The 20920-nt window shown below is 44.0% G+C and carries 31 protein-coding genes and 1 tRNA gene; 6 read left to right on the top strand and 26 right to left on the bottom strand.

Features of this window, described 5'->3' with window-relative positions; all coding sequences use genetic code 11:
- Window positions 1–9: 9 nt before the first annotated feature.
- From rplO to CXF60_RS13910, 26 genes are all read right to left on the bottom strand, one after another.
- Window positions 10–450 carry a 50S ribosomal protein L15 gene (gene rplO / locus CXF60_RS14035; RefSeq protein ID WP_057758719.1) on the bottom strand — a complete coding sequence of 147 codons (441 nt, stop codon included), beginning with the start codon at window positions 448–450 and terminating at the stop codon, window positions 10–12.
- Window positions 450–629 carry a 50S ribosomal protein L30 gene (gene rpmD, locus CXF60_RS14030; protein WP_057758718.1) on the bottom strand — a complete coding sequence of 60 codons (180 nt, stop codon included), beginning with the start codon at window positions 627–629 and terminating at the stop codon, window positions 450–452. The genes rplO and rpmD overlap by 1 nt, the downstream gene beginning before the upstream one ends.
- A 20-nt stretch (window positions 630–649) precedes the next feature.
- Window positions 650–1165 carry a 30S ribosomal protein S5 gene (gene rpsE / locus CXF60_RS14025; protein ID WP_057758716.1) on the bottom strand — a complete coding sequence of 172 codons (516 nt, stop codon included), beginning with the start codon at window positions 1163–1165 and terminating at the stop codon, window positions 650–652.
- A 2-nt stretch (window positions 1166–1167) separates the two neighbouring features.
- On the bottom strand, window positions 1168–1518 hold the full coding sequence (rplR, locus tag CXF60_RS14020) for a 50S ribosomal protein L18 (protein WP_057758713.1): 351 nt from the start codon (window positions 1516–1518) through the stop codon (window positions 1168–1170).
- An 11-nt stretch (window positions 1519–1529) separates the two neighbouring features.
- Window positions 1530–2063 carry a 50S ribosomal protein L6 gene (rplF, locus tag CXF60_RS14015; protein ID WP_057758710.1) on the bottom strand — a complete coding sequence of 178 codons (534 nt, stop codon included), beginning with the start codon at window positions 2061–2063 and terminating at the stop codon, window positions 1530–1532.
- Between the two features lie 176 nt (window positions 2064–2239).
- Window positions 2240–2638: a 30S ribosomal protein S8 gene (gene rpsH, locus CXF60_RS14010; protein ID WP_101204864.1), complete on the bottom strand. Its 399-nt coding sequence runs from the start codon at window positions 2636–2638 to the stop codon at window positions 2240–2242.
- A gap of 11 nt (window positions 2639–2649) precedes the next feature.
- Window positions 2650–2955: a 30S ribosomal protein S14 gene (gene rpsN / locus CXF60_RS14005; protein WP_010196705.1), complete on the bottom strand. Its 306-nt coding sequence runs from the start codon at window positions 2953–2955 to the stop codon at window positions 2650–2652.
- A 12-nt stretch (window positions 2956–2967) separates the two neighbouring features.
- Window positions 2968–3504, bottom strand: a complete 537-nt coding sequence (gene rplE / locus CXF60_RS14000; RefSeq protein WP_101204865.1) for a 50S ribosomal protein L5 — start codon at window positions 3502–3504, stop codon at window positions 2968–2970.
- Window positions 3505–3525: 21 nt separating this feature from the next.
- A complete protein-coding gene (gene rplX / locus CXF60_RS13995) occupies window positions 3526–3843 on the bottom strand; it encodes a 50S ribosomal protein L24 (RefSeq protein WP_101204866.1) in 318 nt (105 codons plus the stop codon).
- Between the two features lie 8 nt (window positions 3844–3851).
- Entirely contained in the window at window positions 3852–4220 is a 369-nt protein-coding gene (rplN, locus tag CXF60_RS13990; RefSeq protein WP_010196702.1) for a 50S ribosomal protein L14, read from the bottom strand.
- Between the two features lie 183 nt (window positions 4221–4403).
- Window positions 4404–4679 carry a 30S ribosomal protein S17 gene (gene rpsQ, locus CXF60_RS13985; RefSeq protein WP_021813375.1) on the bottom strand — a complete coding sequence of 92 codons (276 nt, stop codon included), beginning with the start codon at window positions 4677–4679 and terminating at the stop codon, window positions 4404–4406.
- Window positions 4676–4873, bottom strand: a complete 198-nt coding sequence (gene rpmC / locus CXF60_RS13980) for a 50S ribosomal protein L29 (RefSeq protein WP_025644397.1) — start codon at window positions 4871–4873, stop codon at window positions 4676–4678. The genes rpsQ and rpmC overlap by 4 nt, the downstream gene beginning before the upstream one ends.
- Window positions 4873–5286, bottom strand: coding sequence for a 50S ribosomal protein L16 (gene rplP, locus CXF60_RS13975; protein ID WP_025644399.1), 414 nt, complete (start codon window positions 5284–5286; stop codon window positions 4873–4875). Before rplP ends, rpmC begins: the two co-directional genes overlap by 1 nt.
- Before the next feature lie 3 nt (window positions 5287–5289).
- Window positions 5290–6012 carry a 30S ribosomal protein S3 gene (gene rpsC / locus CXF60_RS13970; protein WP_057758704.1) on the bottom strand — a complete coding sequence of 241 codons (723 nt, stop codon included), beginning with the start codon at window positions 6010–6012 and terminating at the stop codon, window positions 5290–5292.
- Between the two features lie 3 nt (window positions 6013–6015).
- Window positions 6016–6345, bottom strand: a complete 330-nt coding sequence (gene rplV / locus CXF60_RS13965; RefSeq protein ID WP_021813373.1) for a 50S ribosomal protein L22 — start codon at window positions 6343–6345, stop codon at window positions 6016–6018.
- A gap of 10 nt (window positions 6346–6355) precedes the next feature.
- Window positions 6356–6631 carry a 30S ribosomal protein S19 gene (rpsS, locus tag CXF60_RS13960; RefSeq protein ID WP_010196682.1) on the bottom strand — a complete coding sequence of 92 codons (276 nt, stop codon included), beginning with the start codon at window positions 6629–6631 and terminating at the stop codon, window positions 6356–6358.
- A 12-nt stretch (window positions 6632–6643) separates the two neighbouring features.
- Window positions 6644–7471, bottom strand: a complete 828-nt coding sequence (gene rplB, locus CXF60_RS13955) for a 50S ribosomal protein L2 (RefSeq protein ID WP_057758702.1) — start codon at window positions 7469–7471, stop codon at window positions 6644–6646.
- Window positions 7472–7482: 11 nt separating this feature from the next.
- A complete protein-coding gene (gene rplW, locus CXF60_RS13950) occupies window positions 7483–7833 on the bottom strand; it encodes a 50S ribosomal protein L23 (protein ID WP_057758700.1) in 351 nt (116 codons plus the stop codon).
- Window positions 7830–8432 (bottom strand): 50S ribosomal protein L4, encoded by a 603-nt coding sequence (rplD, locus tag CXF60_RS13945; RefSeq protein WP_057758698.1) that lies wholly within the window; start codon window positions 8430–8432, stop codon window positions 7830–7832. The genes rplW and rplD overlap by 4 nt, the downstream gene beginning before the upstream one ends.
- A gap of 14 nt (window positions 8433–8446) precedes the next feature.
- The gene (gene rplC, locus CXF60_RS13940; protein WP_057758696.1) at window positions 8447–9085 is read right to left on the bottom strand and encodes a 50S ribosomal protein L3; all 639 of its coding nucleotides are present in this window, start codon (window positions 9083–9085) and stop codon (window positions 8447–8449) included.
- A 49-nt stretch (window positions 9086–9134) separates the two neighbouring features.
- Window positions 9135–9446, bottom strand: a complete 312-nt coding sequence (gene rpsJ / locus CXF60_RS13935) for a 30S ribosomal protein S10 (protein WP_010196670.1) — start codon at window positions 9444–9446, stop codon at window positions 9135–9137.
- A gap of 410 nt (window positions 9447–9856) precedes the next feature.
- Window positions 9857–11458 carry an Rne/Rng family ribonuclease gene (locus tag CXF60_RS13930; protein WP_102092408.1) on the bottom strand — a complete coding sequence of 534 codons (1602 nt, stop codon included), beginning with the start codon at window positions 11456–11458 and terminating at the stop codon, window positions 9857–9859.
- A 120-nt stretch (window positions 11459–11578) separates the two neighbouring features.
- Window positions 11579–12262 carry a Maf family protein gene (locus CXF60_RS13925; RefSeq protein ID WP_102092407.1) on the bottom strand — a complete coding sequence of 228 codons (684 nt, stop codon included), beginning with the start codon at window positions 12260–12262 and terminating at the stop codon, window positions 11579–11581.
- 105 nt (window positions 12263–12367) lie between these two features.
- A complete protein-coding gene (mreD, locus tag CXF60_RS13920; RefSeq protein WP_057758689.1) occupies window positions 12368–12853 on the bottom strand; it encodes a rod shape-determining protein MreD in 486 nt (161 codons plus the stop codon).
- Between the two features lie 141 nt (window positions 12854–12994).
- Window positions 12995–13855, bottom strand: a complete 861-nt coding sequence (gene mreC / locus CXF60_RS13915) for a rod shape-determining protein MreC (protein WP_102092406.1) — start codon at window positions 13853–13855, stop codon at window positions 12995–12997.
- A 313-nt stretch (window positions 13856–14168) separates the two neighbouring features.
- The gene (locus CXF60_RS13910; RefSeq protein WP_057758685.1) at window positions 14169–15206 is read right to left on the bottom strand and encodes a rod shape-determining protein; all 1038 of its coding nucleotides are present in this window, start codon (window positions 15204–15206) and stop codon (window positions 14169–14171) included.
- 25 nt (window positions 15207–15231) lie between these two features.
- Here CXF60_RS13910 and CXF60_RS14680 point away from each other — a divergent pair, with 25 nt between their 5' ends.
- From CXF60_RS14680 to CXF60_RS13885, 6 genes are all read left to right on the top strand, one after another.
- Window positions 15232–15360: a hypothetical protein gene (locus CXF60_RS14680; RefSeq protein WP_259358613.1), complete on the top strand. Its 129-nt coding sequence runs from the start codon at window positions 15232–15234 to the stop codon at window positions 15358–15360.
- A gap of 528 nt (window positions 15361–15888) precedes the next feature.
- Window positions 15889–16203, top strand: a complete 315-nt coding sequence (gene gatC / locus CXF60_RS13905; protein WP_057758683.1) for an Asp-tRNA(Asn)/Glu-tRNA(Gln) amidotransferase subunit GatC — start codon at window positions 15889–15891, stop codon at window positions 16201–16203.
- A gap of 81 nt (window positions 16204–16284) precedes the next feature.
- On the top strand, window positions 16285–17781 hold the full coding sequence (gene gatA / locus CXF60_RS13900; protein ID WP_102092405.1) for an Asp-tRNA(Asn)/Glu-tRNA(Gln) amidotransferase subunit GatA: 1497 nt from the start codon (window positions 16285–16287) through the stop codon (window positions 17779–17781).
- Window positions 17781–19307, top strand: a complete 1527-nt coding sequence (gene gatB, locus CXF60_RS13895) for an Asp-tRNA(Asn)/Glu-tRNA(Gln) amidotransferase subunit GatB (RefSeq protein ID WP_102092404.1) — start codon at window positions 17781–17783, stop codon at window positions 19305–19307. The genes gatA and gatB overlap by 1 nt, the downstream gene beginning before the upstream one ends.
- 114 nt (window positions 19308–19421) lie before the next feature.
- Window positions 19422–19498: transfer RNA gene (locus CXF60_RS13890), tRNA-Pro, on the top strand.
- A 160-nt stretch (window positions 19499–19658) separates the two neighbouring features.
- Window positions 19659–20879: a tyrosine-type recombinase/integrase gene (locus CXF60_RS13885; protein ID WP_102092403.1), complete on the top strand. Its 1221-nt coding sequence runs from the start codon at window positions 19659–19661 to the stop codon at window positions 20877–20879.
- Window positions 20880–20920 lie beyond the last annotated feature (41 nt).

Here is a 20920-nt window from a genome sequence, read left to right as displayed (position 1 = left end):
GACACGTTACTACTCCTCGATGCTACCACCAGCAGCTTCGATAGCTTGCTTAGCACCTTTAGTCACTTTAATACCTTTGAAAGTATAAGCTTTAGTGACTTCGCCTGATAGCATTACACGAGCACGTTTCATATCGTGACGGATAAGGTTAGCAGCTTTAAGTGTTTCAAGGCTAACTACATCGCCTTCAATTTTATTCAGTTCAGAAAGACGTACTTCAGCAGTCTTCATAGCCAGTTTACTGGTAAAACCAAATTTTGGTAGACGGCGATATAAAGGCATCTGACCACCTTCAAATCCTGAGCGAATGCTAGAACCTGAACGAGATTTCTGACCTTTTACACCACGACCACCAGTCTTACCAAGACCTGAACCGATACCACGACCACGACGTTGGGCAGTTTTCTTTGCGCCAACACCTGGTGATAATTCATTTAATCTAAGACCCATTACGCTTCCTCCACTTTTACCATGTAGTTAACGCGATTGACCATACCACGAGTCGAAGGAGTATCTTCTACTACTACAGTATGATTAATGCGGCGTAAACCCAATCCTTTCAAGCTCGCTTTGTGGCTCTTTAGGCGATGGGCACCCGATTTAAATTGAGTGACTTTCATTTTTTTCATCGTAACTCACCTAGTCTAAGTTAACCCAAGATTTCGTCTACAGATTTACCACGTTTAGCTGCCATCTTCTCTGGAGTTGACATATCACGTAAACCGTTAAACGTTGCGCGAACAACGTTAGCAGTATTGGTAGAACCATAACATTTAGTCAAAACATCTTTGACACCAGCAACTTCTAATACAGCACGCATTGCGCCACCAGCGATTACGCCAGTACCTTCAGATGCAGGTTGCATGTAGACTTTACTAGCACCATGACGTGCTTTGATTGGATGATGCAAAGTTGCATCATTTAGCTCAACAGTAATCATATTACGTTTGGCAGCTTCTAGTGCTTTTTGGATAGCAGCTGGCACTTCACGTGCTTTACCGCGACCAAAACCTACACGACCATTGCCATCGCCCACTACAGTCAATGCAGTGAAAGAGAAAATACGACCACCTTTAACAACTTTCGCTACGCGATCAACGGTAACTAAGCGTTCTACTAGACCGTCAGTCTGTTCATTTTTATCATTTTTATCATTTCTAGCCATGATTAAAACTCCAATCCGTTTTCGCGAGCAGCTTCTGCTAAAGCTTTAACTCGACCATGATATTTGAAACCACTACGGTCAAAGGCAACTTTAGTAATGCCAGCTGCTTTTGCGCGTTCTGCGATCATTTGGCCTACAGACGTTGCTGAATCAGCATTACCAGTCGCGCCTGAACGCAAGCTGCTGTCTAAGGTAGATGCCTGAGCAATCACTTCACCACCATTTGGAGAGATAATCTGGGCATAAATATGTTTTGACGTGCGGTTAACCGTTAAGCGATGAACGCCTAAGAAACGGATATGCGCGCGTGTTTTCTTAGCTCGACGCAGACGAGCTGCTTTTTTATCAAACATTTCAACTCACCTTATTTTTTCTTAGCTTCTTTGCGAATCACATGCTCGTCACTATAACGAATACCTTTACCTTTATAAGGCTCAGGTGGGCGGAAACCACGGATGTTGGCGGCTGCTTGACCAAGCTGCTGTTTATTGTTTGATTTCAAAACAATTTCAGTTTGCGTTGGTGTTTCAGCTGATACACCTTCAGGTAACGTATACTCTACTGGATGAGAATAACCAACGTTCAAGGTTACCTTGTTACCAGTAACTTGCGCGCGATAACCAACACCAATCAACTGAAGACGTCTTTCAAAGCCTTCATTTACGCCAGTAACATAGTTGTTAACAAGAGCGCGCATGGTGCCAGTGTGCATCATAGCTTCTTTTGAATCGACTGTAGGTGAGAAAATGATAGCATCATCTTCCTGTTTCAGCTCGACCAATTCATGCAGGCGTAAAGACATAGAACCGTTCTTGCCTTTAACTTCGACCTGCCGATCGTTCAAAGTAACGCTTACGCCGTTTGGCAGCGTCACTGGGGCTTTAGCCACACGAGACATAGGAATATTCCTTAAAAAATTTAACTTCTTTATATTAGCGAAAAAACTAACAGGCTAAAAAGCGTGTTAGTTTAGCATAGTTGACTGTGTTAGACATCTATCAATTCAAAATAATTTAATATTACTCAACCGATAGAAGCCTAACAACCATCAAATAGACTTCATCGTCGTATAGCTTACGCTACAAATGCGACGATTTCACCACCGATACCAGCAGCGCGTGCAGCACGATCGCTCATGATACCTTGGCTAGTAGATACGATAGCAACACCCATACCTTGCTTAACAGTAGGGATAGCGTCTTTACCGCGGAACTGGCGTAAACCAGGACGGCTATAACGTTGGATAGTTTCGATGACAGCACGGCCTTCGAAATATTTCAATTCAATAGTAAGGGTTGCTTTGTTGTTTTCTTCTTCAGCAACAACAGCGCTAGCCACATAACCTTCGCTAACTAGTAAATCAGCAATTGATTTACGTAATTTAGAGCTCGGCATTGCTACCGATACTTTGTTAGCCATTTGTGCGTTACGGATACGGGTTAGCATATCCCCAACGGTATCTTGCATACTCATATAGTTACTCCTTACCAGCTTGCTTTACGAACACCAGGCACATCGCCTTGCATGACACGCTCACGCAGCATATTGCGTGACAAGCCAAACTTGCGGAAGTAACCGTGAGGACGACCGGTGATAGCACAACGATTACGCAGACGTACTGGTGATGAGTTACGTGGAAGAGCTTGTAGCTCTAACATCGCTTCCATACGAGTTTCGTCACTTGCAGTCATATCACTGATAGTTTCTTTTAGCTTGATACGCTTTTCAGCATATTTAGCAACCATTTTTTCGCGCTTTAATTCGCGGTTAATCATGCTCTTCTTTGCCATAACGTCTTTACCTTATTTAAATGGGAAGCCGAATGCTTTAAGCAACGCACGACCTTCTTCATCAGATTGAGCTGACGTAGTGATTGTCACATCCATACCACGGATACGATCAATCTTGTCAAAATCTACTTCTGGGAATACGATTTGTTCTTTGATACCCAATGAGTAGTTACCACGTCCGTCAAAGGCTTTAGGTGAAAAACCGCGGAAATCACGAATACGAGGAATTGCAATGGCAACGAGACGATCTAAAAATTCGTACATTTGCTCACCGCGTAGCGTTACTTTACAGCCAATTGGCCATTCTTCACGAATCTTAAAGCCAGCAACTGATTTACGCGCTTTGGTGACAACAGGTTTTTGACCAGCAATCGCGGTCATATCAGCTACAGCACCTTCCAACAATTTCTTGTCTTGAGACGCGCCGCCTACACCCATGTTAAGTGTGATTTTAGTGATTTTAGGCACTTGCATCACATTTGCCAAACCAAGCTCTTCTTTGATTTGCTGCTTTAGTTCATCGTTATATAAAGATTTTAATCTTGCCATTACCATTACACCCTTAGTGTCTTACGCAGTCGCCACTACTTCACCGCTTGAACGATAGACGCGTTGTTTCTTGCCGTCTTCGCCAAACTGATAAGTAATACGGTCTGCTTTTTGGGTTTGCGCATTTAAGATTGCGACATTTGAGATATGCAGAAAAGCTTCTTGCTTAAGAATGCCACCTTCAACGCCAGTTGCCTGATTTGGCTTCTGATGTTTAGTAACAATATTAATGCCTTCAACTTTAATACGATCGTTTTTTACAGCTTGTACAGTACCTTGCTTGCCTTTGTCTTTCCCAGCAATCACGATAACTGTATCGCCTTTACGTAATTTTGACATGGATTACCTCACAATACTTCTGGTGCTAGGGATACAATTTTCATAAACTGATCACCACGTAGTTCACGAGTTACCGGTCCAAAAATACGAGTTGCAATCGGTGCTTTGTTTTGGTTCAACAATACCGCAGCATTGTCATCAAAACGCAGAACAGAACCATCAGGACGACGAACGCCTTTTTTGGTACGTACAACTACTGCATTCATCACGTCGCCTTTTTTAACACGACCGCGAGGAATGGCTTCTTTAACCGTTACTTTAATAATGTCGCCAACTGATGCATAACGACGATGAGAACCACCCAGTACTTTAATGCACTGAACTCGCCTTGCACCGCTATTGTCTGCAACTTCCAGCATTGACTCAACCTGAATCATAGCGTTACTCCACACGTATGAGCAATAAAAACCAGTTGCTGCCGCTAGCACAGAATGAGTAGGACGGCATTTTAATATAAATAACCGCGACTTACTCTTAATGTGAGTGATATACGCTCGGCGCAATCAGCATCCTTAAAAAGGCGGCTATTCTAACAGCTTCTGGCTTTTAATGCAATTTACTTAGATTTTTTCTACTTTTTCAACCACATCGACTAAAGTCCAAGACTTAGTTTTTGAGATTGGACGCGTTTCTTTGATGCGGACAAGGTCGCCTTGTTGGCAAACGTTGTTCTCATCATGAGCTTTGATTTTCGTAGAACGACGAAGCTGCTTGCCATACAAAGGATGACGAACCAGACGCTCAATCAAAACTGTGATGGACTTGTCCATCTTGTCGCTGACAACTCGTCCTGTCAATACGCTAGCATTGGTAGCTGTTTGATTGTTATCGCTCATGAGTCGCCTCGTTGTTTCTCGTTAATCAAAGTCTGAAGCTGGGCAATCGTGCGACGATTGGCTCTAACTTCATGGGTATTACCCAACTGACCAGTTGCTTTAGCCATACGAATACGGAAAGCATCAAGTTGCTTTTCATCAAGTAACTGGGTCAGTTCTTCTAATGATTTATCACGTAATTCACTGATCTTCATTACATTATCGTCCGCTTAACAATGGTAGTTTTAAAGGGCAATTTTGCTGCAGCGAGCGTTAATGCATCACGAGCAAGCTCTTCAGATACCCCTTCAATTTCATATAGCACTTTACCAGGTTTGATTTCGCATACCCAATATTCTACTGGACCTTTACCTTTACCCATACGTACTTCTAATGGTTTGTTGGTAATTGGTTTGTCAGGGAATACACGAATCCAAATCTTACCGCCACGCTTAATTTTACGAGTGATGGTACGACGTGCTGCTTCGATTTGACGAGCTGTCATACGACCACGCGTCAATGATTTTAGACCAATTTGTCCGAATGCAACGGTGCTTCCACGATGAGCTAGCCCAGTGTTACGACCTTTGTGCATTTTACGAAACTTGGTACGTTTTGGCTGTAACATAGTTTAACCTCTGTCTGAGTTTCGACGGTTTCCACGACCACGGCGTTTTGGCGCACGAGTCTGCTCTTCTTTGACGGGATTATATACACTGTTCATACCGTCAAGGATTTCGCCACGGAAAATCCAAACTTTAACACCGATGGTGCCGTAAGTTGTCTCTGCACGAATTGACGAGTAGTCAATATCAGCACGGAGTGTATGCAATGGCACACGACCTTCACGGTACCATTCACTACGAGCAATCTCAGCACCGCCTAGACGGCCAGACAGCTCAACCTTGATACCTTTAGCACCAGAACGCATGCTGTTCTGTACCGCGCGTTTCATCGCACGACGGAACATAACACGACGCTCAAGCTGGCTACCAATGCCGTCTGCTACCAAACGTGCATCAAGGTCAGGTGACGTGATTTCTTCAATGTTGACCTGAGCAGGTACGCCCATAATTTTGGTCAATTCTTTTTGAAGTCTTTCGATATCTTCGCCTTTCTTACCGATAACAATACCAGGACGCGCAGTGGCGATGGTAATCTTAGCAGCGCCAGTAGGACGCTCGATCATGATGTTGCTGATCATAGCGTTGTCTAGCTTTTTGCGTAGATATTCACGAACTTGAATGTCGTTGATTAGGTATTCTGAGTATTGTTTAGGGTTAGCATACCAGTTTGCGTTATGCTTTTTTACAACACCAAGACGAATTCCGATTGGATGTACTTTTTGACCCATAACTTATTCTCCTACCTTTATAGTGATGTGACAAGTACGCTTACTGATACGATCAGCACGGCCTTTGGCACGTGGTAGGATACGTTTTAGCGTAATGCCTTCATCAACATAGATAGTAGCGACTTTTAGGTCGTCAATATCTAAGCCGTGATTATGTTCGGCATTGGCGATGGCTGAGTTAAGGCATTTCTTAACAAACACAGCGCCTTTTTTATTGCTATACGTTAGGATATCCAAAGCACGCTCAATAGATTTGCCACGAACTTCATCAGCAACGAGTCTAACTTTTTGTGCCGATATGGCGGCACCGCGTAATTTTGCAGTTACTTCCATGGTAAGCACCTTATCTCTTAGCTTTTTTGTCAATGCCGTGACCACGATACGTACGAGTCGGGGCAAATTCACCTAGTTTATGACCAACCATCTGCTCGCTCACGATAACCGGTACATGAGTACGGCCGTTGTGAACAGATAAAGTTAGGCCAACCATTTGTGGCAGAATCATCGAGCGGCGCGACCAAGTCTTAATTGGCTTGCGTGAGTTGGTGTCTAATGCATTCTCAACTTTAGCAAACAAGTGCGCGTCTATGAATGGACCTTTTTTCAATGAACGAGGCATGAAATTCTTCCTTTATTTCTTCTTGGCGCGACGGCGGATGATCATGTTGTCAGTACGCTTATTGTGACGCGTTTTAAGTCCTTTAGACTTCTGACCCCAAGGGCTGGTTGGATGGCGACCTTTGTTACGACCTTCACCACCACCGTGCGGGTGATCAACCGGGTTCATAGCGACACCACGAACAGAAGGACGAACACCACGCCAACGTGAAGCACCGGCTTTACCAAGTGATTTCAAGTTGTTTTCAGTGTTAGAAACTTCACCAATAACAGCGCGGCAATTTACGTGTACACGGCGAGTTTCGCCAGAACGCATACGTAGAATAGCATAAACACCGTCACGACCTAGTAACTGAACGCTAGCACCCGCAGAGCGAGCCATCTGTGCACCTTTACCGATTTTAAGCTCGATATTGTGAATCACAGTACCCAATGGGATATTTTTTAGCGGTAAGCAGTTACCTGGACGAATTGGAGAAGTCTCGCCTGACATTACTGTATCACCAACTACTTGTTTCTTAGCAGCGATAATGTAACGACGTTCGCCATCAGCATACTTAAGTAAAGCAATATGAGCAGTACGGTTAGGATCGTATTCGATACGCTCTACCGTTGCTGGGATATTGTCTTTAGTACGTTTGAAATCGATAATGCGATAATGTTGCTTATGACCACCGCCAATGTGACGAGTAGTAATGCGGCCATTATTGTTACGACCACCTGACTTGCTTTTTGATTCTAGAAGTGCTGCAAACGGACGACCTTTATAAAGGTGTGGATGCACTACTTTTTCAACAAAACGACGGCCTGGTGATGTTGGCTTTGCTCTTACGATAGGCATGAGTGTAATCCTTATTCGTTATTCGCTGTTTCACTAGTAGAATCAGTAGTATTCGCTACTTCTTCACCAGCATCAGCCATTTGTACATCTTGACCAGCTTTTAAGGTAACATAGGCTTTTTTGTAGTCGTTACGACGGCCAATGCTTTTACCAAAACGCTTTGTCTTACCTTTAACATTCAAAGTGTTTACTTTAGTGACTTCAACACCTTCAAACATCAACTCAACTGCTTTCTTGACTTCAAGCTTAGTAGCATTAGAATCAATTTTAAATACCTGCACACCAAGTGAGTCGCCAAGCATTTGAGATTTTTCTGAGAATACAGGCCCTCTTAAGACCTGATAAAGTCTTGCGTTATTCATGCTAGTGCTTCCTCAAATTGTTTCGCAGCTTCAACTGACATGATCACTTTATCAAATGCGATCAAGCTCACTGGGTCCACTTCATTTGTACCAAGTACATTGACGTGTGGAATGTTGCGAGCAGCTAAGTATAAGTTTTCATCAACTTCTTTAGTAACGATTAGTGCGCGAGGTGCATTCAAATCGTTTAACTTAGCAATCAGTTCTTTGGTTTTCGGCCCAGAAACGCTCAACTCTTCTACCAAAATCAGACGCTCTTGACGAATCAATTCTGCTAGGATGCACTGCATCGCACCGCGATACATTTTACGGTTTACTTTCTGTGACCAATCTTGTGGTTTTGCAGCGAATGCACGACCACCTGAACGCCAGATTGGGCTACGAATAGAACCCGCACGAGCGCGACCAGTACCTTTTTGGCGCCATGGCTTAATACCACCGCCAGAAACTTCGGCACGTGTTTTTTGTGCGCGTGTACCTTGGCGAGCACCAGCTAAATAAGCGGTGACGACTTGATGCACTAGTGCTTCGTTGAATTCACGACCAAATGCCGTATCAGAAAGCTCAACCGCCGCACCTGTAACTGTTTTTAAATCCACGTTAATCCCCTTGCTTAGGCTTTGACTGACGGACGTACGATAACATCGCCACCGGTGGCACCTGGGATAGCACCCTTGATGACAAGTAACCCTTTTTCGGCATCAACCGAAATCACTTCTAGGCCCTGAACGGTAACACGTTTGTTACCCATCTGACCCGCCATCTTCTTGCCTTTGAATACTTTACCTGGTGACTGGTTTTGACCAGTTGAACCATGCGCACGATGAGACACTGAGTTACCATGAGTAGCATCTTGCATACTAAAGTTGTGACGCTTAACAGGGCCTTGGAAACCTTTACCTTTGCTCTGTCCTGTCACATCAACCATCTGACCTTGTTCGAACAAGTCAGCTAGAATCTCGCCACCAATCTCACGACCTTCAAGATCGCTTTCATTGGCACGGAATTCCCAAACACCACGGCCAGCTTTAACACCAGCTTTAGCGAAGTGACCCTTTTGTGCAGCTGTTACGCGGCTGTCACGACGAGTACCTGTGGTAATTTGGATGGCTTGATAACCATCTACATCAGTATTTTTTACTTGAGTAATGCGGTTTGCATCGACCTCAACAACTGTTACAGGGATAGATGCGCCTGTTTCAGTGAAGACACGGGTCATGCCGCACTTTTTACCGACTAAACCGATCGCCATTTTAGACCTCTTTATATCTTATATTAATGGGTTGGGTGTTTAATGTGCATTAACCCAAAGCAATTTGAACGTCAACACCCGCCGCTAAATCTAATTTCATTAGCGCATCCACAGTTTTGTCAGTTGGCTGAACGATATCAACCATACGCTTATGAGTACGGATTTCGTACTGGTCACGAGCGTCTTTGTTAACGTGTGGTGAGGTTAGAACGTTGAAGCGCTCAATGCGAGTCGGCAACGGTACAGGACCACAAACTTGCGCACCGGTGCGCTTTGCAGTATCAACAATCTCTTGTGCAGATTGATCAATCAGACGATGATCAAAAGACTTAAGACGGATACGGATTCTCTGGTTAGCCATGCCAGCAAGCTCCTAATATGTGCCTTTGTCATTCTTGCGTCGCAAGACCATGATCAAAAGCAGTTTGGTTAAATATTCACTTAAAGCGGCCTTCTGTTCTTAACCAGAATGAGTTCTTTATCCGAACTTATAGCGTGCCAAAAGCAAAATAGTTTAAAGCCCCGCCAACCCTCCTATTAAATGGAAAGTAGCAAAGGCATAATGAAATAGTGCTAGAAACGATGCTCTAGCTGTCATAGCGCCAGCTTTTTTTATTCAGCTGCGCATATATAATTCAGTGGTGTATATTATACATAGTATTTTGGGTATTGCAAGAGCAATCTCTAGTATCATTAGAGATGCTCCTTCTTATACTGGCCATTAACCAAACAAATATTTTCATCTAAAATTATCATTTGTTTTGAATAATATTAATCTAAAACAATATCATACTGCTCTTGGGTATATAGGTTCTCTACATCAAAAGTAATCACCCTACCCAGTAAATACTCTAAATCAGCCACTGTATCTGACTCTGTTGTAAGTAGTAAATCAATGACTGCTGCATGAGCCACCACTGTGAATTTCTTAGGAGAGTTATAAGTGCGCGCACAGCGCATAATCTCACGGAAAATCTCAAAGCAAACCGTCTCTGCCGTTTTGACGAACCCACGACCTTGGCAAGTTGAGCACGGCTCACAAAGCTGCTGACCCAATGATTCACGCGTGCGCTTGCGTGTCATTTCTACCAATCCAAGCTCACTGACCTGTGTAATCTTGGTTTTTGCATAATCTTGGGTAAGTTGCGCCTGTAAGCTCTCAAGCACATCATCTTTGTGTTGTTGCTCAAGCATATCGATAAAATCTAGAATAATAATGCCGCCTAGATTACGTAAGCGCAACTGTCGAGCGATAGCATGTGTGGCTTCTAGATTAGTCTTATAAACCGTATCCTCTAATGAGCGACCACCCACAAAAGAACCTGTATTGACATCGATCGTGGTCATAGCTTCGGTCTGATCGATAATCAGATAACCGCCAGACTTTAGATCGACACGGCGCTTTAGTGCGTCACGTAAGTCATCTTCTACACGGTGTACATCGAATAGCGACTGCTCAGCGGTATAATGCACGATTCGGTCATAGACGAATGGAACAAACTCTTTGGCAAAATATCTGACTTGCTCATAAATCTGCGTATTATCAATGATGACTTTTTCGGTATCAGCGTGAACCAAGTCACGGATAGAACGTAATGGTAATGACAGTTCTTGATAGATCAGCTCTGAGCTCTGATGATGATTAATCTCTTGACGACGAGCACAGATAGTACGCCACAGCTGCAATAGATAATAGATATCCTCTTCTAGCTTATCGACAGGGACACGTTCGGCTGCAGTACGGGCAATCAGTCCACCTTTTAAATTGACCGTTTGCATTAGGCTGCTAAGTTCGGTCTTTAATCGGCTACGCTCTTCTTCACCATCGATACGCTGCGATATGCCAATATGATCACTCGATGGTAAATATACTAAATAACGTGATGGTAGTGAGATGTTGGTCGTTAGACGAGCACCTTTGCTCCCCAACTGGTCTTTGGTTACCTGTACCAAAATACGTTGACTTTCATGCAGACGATGCTGAATCAATGTTTTAGACGCTGGTACGATCTCTGTGCTTTGCGCACTGACAATAGGCGGTGTCACAGCCAAACTATCAGCAGAAGCATTGGTAGTTGCATCGTCCTCATTTATCTCGTGCTTAGTGGCCTTAGCCGCTTTGTTTTTTTCTGCAACAGGACGTGGTTCGCGCTGCATATCATTGACATGTAGAAATGCGGTTCGTGATTGACCAATATCCACGAAGGCTGCCTGCATACCAGGAAGGACACGTACGACCGTCCCTAGATAGATATTGCCGACCAATCCCAGTTTGTGATGTCGTTCAATATAAATCTCGCCCAAAATACCATTGTCTAAAACCGCAACACGGGATTCCATTGGACTAATATTAATCAGCAGCTCTTCGGACATAGTTTTTTCTCTTATCTCTCAGCTTTCTTATTAGACGGTCATCGCCTATTAGATTGACAGTGTAACAAATGCGACTTGCTCTTGCCCATTACCCTACCGTGTCATTATGTGCATATCCCATTATAACGGGTTGACTGTGTCCATACTGCCTTCTGTCATTTCTTTGATTAGTGCCAGCGTTTGTGCCAGTGGCAGACCAACAACATTGGTGTAGCTGCCGTTGATACGACTGACCCAAGCAGCACCCAGTCCTTGAATGCCATATCCACCCGCTTTATCAGCGGGTTCGCCACTGTCCCAGTAGTCGCTCATCATCTGTGCCGTTAATGGTATAAAGGTCACTTCCGTACGCTCAGTGATTCGCTGCTGATTAATAATTTGCAAGGACTGTGTAGGTTCTGATGGGCTTGGTTCTGCTATAGGCAATAGCTGTACTTGAGTCGCTTGAACGGCAGTCCATACTTCGTGAACGTTATCAGACATACGCTGCCACATACTATATGCGTGCTCACGACCGACGGGCTTGACCAATACTGTCTTACCATCTGACAGCACGCCAATAGTATCAGAAGTCAAAATAATAAACGGCGATGTAGGGCTATCGTGATTTGCTTGAGATGTGTCACTTAATTGTTGTATCGCGGCATCGGCTTTGGTTGCGACCATGCGTTCGATATAGTCTGTTGGCGACTCATTATCTAACGGCGTCTCATCAATATCCACACTCAAGATAGTAAAGTCTAGTTGCGCTCTTTCTAGTAGCTCACGACGACGCGGAGAGCCAGACGCTAAAACTATATTCATCTATATTCTCTTTATTTATAAATTTATGGTATGTGTGGTCATACAGTCTTGTGGACAGAGCAAGCTAAACTGTTAATCAGAGTAATAGCTATAGCTAGTGACTCATTAACGCGAAAACTTGCGTAAAGCAAACAGCACGAGTGGCCAGCTAATAATACTCATAAACAGTGACAAAGCAGACTGAGCGACAAAGACGTTTTGAATAAACATCTGTAGTATCCATAGATTTAACTGAAAGACAATCAGCCCTAGACTAGCAATTAACCAAGCGCTAACGGTATTCAACTGTCTGACGTAGATACTGGTAATTTTGATAACCAGTGCAACCACAACAGCGGCGAAAGCTTGCTGTCCTAAATGGGTATCCATCAATAAATCAGCAATCAGTCCAACCGTAAATGCGGTAAAAATACCTACATAGCGCGGCTGAAACAGTAACCAATAGATCAACACCATGATCATGACCATGGGACGCAGTGTGGCCATGCTTGGGCTTAATGGATAGACATTGAGTGATGATGCAGCGATGAAACTCAGAACAATCACAACTATCAATAGTACCGTGGCATTCTCAGAATCAGGATACGACATGGGTACTTACCTTAGCGAGTGTTTGATGGTTGCGGTTATATTGTTGATTGGATATTGGCAATGTGAATACCATAAATGGAAAGCTTTAAAACATTAATAAGCCAGCTAATTAGCCGTCAATACCATGGCTTACGTCATTATCTATGGAGCACTAGCAGCAGCATTGTTCTCATTTAACAGCTTGTCTTGAAGTATTAAAACATAGGCATTGTCGATAAAGTTGGCTGCTGGAGTAACTTCGATCGTTCTAAAGTTATCGGTTTGCTCGTCTTTGACATGCGCGATACGCCCTACTCGATAACCTGCCGGAATACGTCCGCCCAATCCTGACGACACTAGCTCATCACCTACCCGCACATCCGATGTTTTGAAGACGTAATTGAGACTCAATGAAGATGGGATACCTTGGCCTGTAACGATGGCGCGCTGACCAGTACGCTTAACAGTAACCGCAACTGACTGCTGCTCATCTGTAATCAACAACAGACGGCTAGTATTCGGATAGACATTGATAATCTGTCCTAATACACCGTCTTCATCGATGACCGTTTGCCCAACTTGCACGCCATCTTGCTCACCTTTATTAAGCACCACAATCTGTCTGAGCAAGTTGGTATCTGTGCCGATGACTTGCGCCAAATTAAGATCGAACTGCTCAGGCTTGGTGGTAGATAAGATACCTTGCAGGCGTGCGTTCTGCGCCAAAATATAATCTTGCTGTTGTAACTTGGCATGCGCGTGTATCAATTGCGATTTTAGCTGCATGTTTTCGCGACGCAGTGCTTCTTTTGATTGCAGGCTGCCACCAGCCCAATGCTTGGCATAGCTTGGCAACAGAGACAGCTCATAGATTGGCTGCATGGCGGCATGGCTGGTGCTACGTACTGGCTTAAACCAATCAGAGTTTTTGCTATCAAACCACATCAAAATTAAGGCTGCTATCAATACAATAACAGTCTTACGAAGTGATAACGGCTGGCGCGCAAAAATACTTGGAGTCATAAGTCGTCTGATTTAAGGATTCTAAAATGAACAATAGCACTTATTTACAGCATGAGTGTTTATCGAGGATATTGGGTTCTAGCATAAATGAATACAATTAAAGGTAGCACAATCGGCTACCTTTAATTTTATATATAGTCAATTTTCTATAAATTGGATACGGTGTCAGTCTCGCTCAGCCTACTACTTATAGTACTTTCGCTCGGCTTCCTTATATCCAAATTATATTGAACCGACTATATTTATAGTTTCATCATTCAAATACATCATCATATATTGCCAAGGCTACAAGGCAATTAAGGATAAAGATGACTTAAACAAAAATCATGTTTAAACTTTTGTTATTGATGAAATCAAGCGCGATACCACCGCCACGGCTAACGCAGGTTAATGGGTCTTCTGCTACCGTTACTGGTAAACCGGTCTCTTGTGAGATAAGTTTGTCTAAGTCACGTAATAGTGCGCCGCCACCTGTCAATACAATGCCACGCTCAGCGATATCTGATGACAACTCTGGCGGAGTCTGCTCAAGTGCTACTTTTACAGCGCTAACAATACCGCTCAATGGATCAGTCAACGCTTTTTGCACTTCTTCTGAGTTGACAGTAAAGGTCTTTGGCACACCTTCTGCCATGCTACGACCACGCACTTCTACTTCTAGTTGGCTGTCTTCATTCAATGCAGAACCGACTTCTTTTTTGATGCGCTCAGCGGTTGTCTCACCGATGACACAGCCATGCGTACGGCGTACATGAGTAATGATCGCTTCATCAAACATATCGCCACCGATACGAATAGACTCAGCATATACGCAACCAGATAGGGCGATAACAGCAATCTCCGTTGTACCACCACCGATGTCCACCACCATAGAACCACTGGCTTCATGAACTGGCATACCAGCACCGATAGCAGCAGCCATCGGCTCTTCTAGCAATAGGACTTTGCTCGCACCTGCTGATGACACTGCTTCACGAATCGCCTTGCGCTCAACTAGAGTAGACTTGCATGGTACACAAACCACAACATTAGGCTGTGCCATAAAACGCTTGGCTTTTACTTTAGCGATAAAGTGCTTAAGCATTTTTTGCGTCACTTCAAAATCAGCAATCACACCGTCTTTTAACGGGCGAATTGCTGTGATGTTCGCAGGCGTACGACCTAGCATCTGCTTGGCATCGATACCAACAGCGGCGACGGTCGGGTTCTGAGTACGATTGCTTCGTAACGCGACCACCGTAGGCTCGTCAAGCACGACGCCTTTATTAGGAATAAAAATTAGGGTGTTCGCAGTACCGAGGTCGATAGCGATATTATTTGATAAAAATCCAAACAGGTTCATGACTAATATATCCAGCGTCTTACGAATGAGGCGAATGAGATTGACTGAGGTGTTACTCGTCAGTGTTGAGCAGGTCGTCGTTAAACATTACTTGTGGCAACAATTAATCATCCCAACAAGTCAAAATCCAAACAATAATGATGAAATGAAAAAACTGAGCTAAATTATACCGATTTAGCTAAAAAAAAACATAGATATTTGCATCAGTAAGTAAGGATTTTTGTCTTAGACGCCAAAAGTTGTTACAAAGTTTGAAATAGTAGTGAATATCATTCAACTCAATGAAACATCATTTAATCTGATAACTAACAAGGCTCTACAGGCAGATGAATGTTTTGCTTAATAGCAGATGCATACTGTAACGTATTTTAGAAGCTAATTGGAGAGCAATTAAGGAACAATGATGAATTAGGGGGTCAGTTTTGCAATTCTCTGTAAATCATTGTGTCTGAATTGGCATTATGGCTCGGCTAGCACTATATCTTATTTAATATTACGTCTTTATCAATTCAGGCTGTTGGTTGAGATTGTGCATCAATCAAGCGTCATGCTCTGTAAACTTGAGTCAGATGCTTTATAATAAGCCCACTTACTATTTATTTCTATTTTAGTTGTTTCTATTTTAGCGCTTACGTATTTTCGTTTTCGTAATCAACTACTCTAACAAAAACTGTCCTTAACTGGAGAAACTATGTCTCAGCAACCAGCAACGTCTGACAGCAACGTCAGCCGTGAAGAAATCCTAGAAGTTGCCAACCTTGCCCGCTTAGGTGTCGATGAAAGTACAGCCGATAGCTATGCTGATGATATCAGTAAAGTATTAAAACTGATGAATACGCTATCTAACGTTGATACCACAGACATTAAGCCACTAGCCAATATCCATGAAGCTTGCCAAGAGTTGCGTGCTGATGTAGCAAAACACGATATCAATCGTGAGCGTAATCAGTCAGTCGCGCCTGCCGTAGAAGAAGGCTTATACCTTGTACCTCAGGTGATTGAATAATAGTGGCTGAATAACACAATTACGCATTTGCCATTATCCTATTTTATTTTATGCTATTCACATTTTGACGGACGACACCTTATGTCTGAACTTCATTTATTAAGTACCGAGCAGCTCATTACTGGCTTGCAAAACAAACAATTTAGCAGCGCAGAATTAACCGAACACTACATCAAGCGTATCGATGCGCTAGATAGCAAGATTAACAGCTTTATCACTCATACTTCTGAGACAGCACGCGCACAAGCAAAAGCGGCAGACGGGATGCGTGCACAGGGCGACCAACGTCCACTACTTGGCGTACCAATGGCGCACAAAGACATCTTTTGTACTCAGGGCGTACTGACCACTTGTGGCTCAAAAATGCTACATAACTTTGTCTCACCATATGACGCGACCATCGTTTCTAACATCGACAAAGCTGGCATGATTAGCTTAGGTAAACTCAATATGGATGAGTTTGCGATGGGCTCAGACAACAGTAGCTCTTACTACGGCACGGTACAGAACCCTTGGAATCTAGAGCGCGTTCCTGGTGGCTCATCAGGTGGTAGTGCTGCTGCTGTTGCCGCTGGTTTTGTCCCTGTTGCTACCGGTAGTGATACGGGTGGCTCTATTCGTCAGCCTGCTTCATTCTGTGGCCTAACGGGTATTAAGCCTACTTATGGCCGTGTGTCACGCTTTGGTATGATTGCCTATGCCTCAAGTCTAGATCAAGCGGGTAGCATGGGACGCAGCGCTAAAGATTGCGCCTATCTGCTCCAGCCAATGATTGGTCATGATCCGCGCGATGCAACTTCTATCAAATACGAGATGCCTAACTACGTACAAGACATCAATGATGCCCAAGCTGCTGCTGGTGATAAGCCATTTGACGGTCTTCGTATTGGTGTAGCAAAAGAATACTTTGGCACAGGGCTTGATAGCGAAGTTGAGCAAGCCGCCCGTGCCGCTTTAAAGAAGTACGAAGAGCTTGGCGCAACAATTGTAGAAGTAAACATCACTGATCCTGAGATCACGCTTGCCACTTACTACATGCTAGCGCCTGCTGAAGCGTCATCGAACTTGTCACGCTTCGATGGTGTACGTTTTGGCTATCGCTGTGAAAACCCAACGGATCTGATCGATCTATACACGCGCTCACGCTCTGAAGGCTTTGGCGCTGAAGTACAGCGCCGTATCTTGACAGGGACTTACGCGCTATCGGCTGGCTACTTCGATGCTTACTATACCAAAGCACAGAAGATTCGCCGCTTAATCGTCAAAGACTTCGATGAAGCATTTGCTAGCTGTGATGTGATTGCTAGCCCGACTGCACCGACTGCGGCTTATAAGCTCAGTGAAGACCTAGATCCTGCAACGATGTACTTAGGTGACGTTTATACCATCGCGGTCAACCTAGCGGGTCTACCTGCACTCAGTCAGCCAGTTGGTTTGACGACAGAAGGCCTCCCTATTGGCTTGCAATTAATCGGTAAGCACTGGCAAGAAAGTCAGCTGCTCACGACTGCACATCTGTTCCAGCAGCATACCGATCATCACTTACAACACTCTACCATCGCAAAGGAGACGGTATAATGAGTACAGCTACTACTGATAACAATGCCGTCCGTGAACACGCCGTGCGTAAAGAGCTATTTGTCGATGGCTATGAAGTGGTCATCGGTATCGAGATTCACTGCCAGCTAAATACGGAAAGTAAGATTTTCTCAAGTGCGCCGACTGACTTTGGTCATGAGCCAAACAGTCAAGCAAGTATCGTCGATCTAGGTTTGCCTGGTGTATTGCCAGTATTAAATGCTGGTGTGGTCGATCGTGCATTAAAATTCGGTATCGGTGTCAATGCTGAGCTAGGCCTATTTAATACGTTTGACCGTAAAAACTACTTTTACCCTGACTTGCCTAAAGGCTATCAAATTACCCAGATGGCCAATCCTATCGTGGGTGAAGGCTACATCGATGTCGTGGTCAATGAGGGCGAAAAGAACGAATATCCGAAACGTATGGGTATCACTCGCGCACATCTAGAAGAAGATGCGGGTAAATCTGTCCATGACGCAGTCGATGGTATGACGGGTGTGGATTTGAACCGTGCTGGTACACCACTAATCGAAATCGTCTCTGAGCCAGATATGCGCTCAGCTCACGAAGCACTTGCTTATATCAAAGCCATCCATCAGCTAGTCACTTGGCTAGGTATCTCAGACGCAGTGATGGCCGAAGGCTCATTCCGCTGTGACTGTAACGTCTCTGTGCGCAAGCCAGGCGCTGATCTTGGTACACGTACTGAGCTAAAAAACCTAAACTCGTTCCGCTTTATCGAACGTGCTATCAATCGTGAAATCGAACGTCAAATCGATATCCTAGAAGATGGCGGCAAAGTCGTACAAGCAACGATGCTATATGATCCAGAGCGTGATGAAACGCGTACCATGCGTACCAAAGAAGACGCCAACGACTATCGCTACTTCCCTGATCCTGACCTGCTACCTGTCCGTATCGAGCAGCATACGGTTGATGCGATCAAAGCAGCAATGCCAGAATTACCAGTCGCTCGTCGCGCACGCTTTGAAGAAGCGCTTGGTCTGTCAGAATACGACGCTCGTATCTTGACTGGTAGTCGTCAAATTGCTGATTACTTCGAAGATGTAGTGGCTGAAATCGGTCAACAAGATGCTAAAATGGCTGGTAACTGGGTCATGGGTGACTTGCTCGGCGCGCTAAACAAAGATGACACAGATATCATCGACTCTCCTATCAGCGCCAAACAATTGGCTGGCATGCTCAAGCGTATCAAAGATGACACGCTATCTGGCAAATTGGCCAAAAAAGTCTTTAGTGCCCTATATGAGCGCGAAGGCGGCGATGGCGATGATGCAGCAGATAAAATCATCAAAGACAAAGGCCTCAAGCAAGAAACCGATACTGGCGCTATCAAAGCGATGGTCGAAGAAGTCATCGCAAAAAATGAAGCGATGGTAGAAGAGTATCGCGGCGGTAAGGAAAAAGCCTTTAACGGTCTAGTCGGTCAGGTCATGAAAGCCAGTCGCGGTAGTGCTAACCCACAGCAAGTGAACCAAATTCTAAAAGAATTATTGGGTTAACATTGGCTGCTAAACGATTATACTGACTATGCTAGGCAGAATAATATTGTAGATTTTTGCTGCTAGAAATAGCCCTTGCAATATACATAATTTTGCGTAAAATAGTCAGTCACTCGGGGCGTAGCGCAGTCTGGTAGCGCACTACACTGGGGGTGTAGTGGTCGCAGGTTCAAATCCTGCCGTTCCGACCAAACACAATAAAAGGGCAGACCGTCATTGACCGTCTGCCCTTTTATTTGCAAGCCATTCAGCTGAATCAGCCTTTTTTAAAGGCATTTGTTATCCGTTATAGAACGTGGTAATCCGTCTAAAATGTTGGTATTATACGATACCATAATAGATAATACCAACATGAGTCTAAATAATACACAGATAAAAAATCTTAAGCCTACCCAAAAAGCGATAGACTCAAAACGACCTGATAAACATAGTGATGGTCAAGGGTTACAATTATGGGTGCGTTATACAGGCGTTAAGTCATGGATCAGCGCCTACCGCTGGCAAGGCAAACAGCAAACCCTTACTATCGGTACTTATCCAGTAATGAGCCTACAAAGTGCACGCCAGCGCAATCTTGAGATCAAAAGATTAATAGTTGATGGCATTAACCCAAAAGACGATAAGAAAAAAACACGAGCAGAAAATGACGGATCAAAGGCTTTCGATACGATAGCTCAGTGTTGGCATAATGACCGTAAAGCACATATAGCACCTACTACCCATAGCCGTGACTACTCACAATATCAGCGCGACATTAAGCCCGTCATTGGTCACATGAATATAAATGAGATAACTGCGCCTGATGTTTTGGCTATTGGTAAAGCTATCGAAGCTAGGGGCGCTAGTGATATGGCAAGACGCGCAATACGTCAAACAGGGCAAATCTTTAAACAAGCCATACGTGAGGGCTTAACCAACCTCAACCCAGCCGACGACCTAACTGAAGCACTAAAACCGCATAAGGTAAAGCACCATAGTCGCATCACCAGCCAGCAATTACCAAAGCTATTACAAGACATTAACGCCTATGATGGTGATGTACTGGTAAAGCTAGGCCTATGGTTTATGTGCTATACGTTTGTGAGAACGCAGGAATTACGCTTTATGGAATGGAGCGAAATAGACTATAAAGACAAGTTATGGCGCATACCTGCCGATAAAATGAAAATGGATAGACCGCATTTATTGCCGCTTACACCGCAAACAATGGCGATCTTAGAGCAAATCAAGACGCTAGGCTTTTCGGACAAGTATGTCTTCTTTAATCCATCGACGCGTAAGCCATACAGTACCAATGCTTTTATTACTGCCCTATGGCGCATGGGCTATAAAGGCAGAATGACAGGGCACGGATTTCGCGGACTTGCCAGCACTACCTTACATGAACAAGAGTTTATGCACGAAGCTATAGAGCTACAGCTGGCACATGAAAAAGAAAACAAAATAAGCAAAGCCTACAATGGAGCTCAACACTTGCCTTATCGTACCGACATGATGCATCAATGGGCTAATTATATTGATGATGCGTTTGCTGGCAAGACTGAAGATAGGATAGATTGTTCAAAAGTGTAAGATGGTTGAGACATATGTGTTTAAGTAAACAAAAATATTGA

The sequence above is a fragment of the Psychrobacter sp. 4Bb genome (genome assembly GCF_002836735.1).
In the GTDB taxonomy this organism is placed as follows: Bacteria; Pseudomonadota; Gammaproteobacteria; order Pseudomonadales; family Moraxellaceae; genus Psychrobacter.
This window is presented reverse-complemented; position numbering and strand designations above follow the sequence as displayed.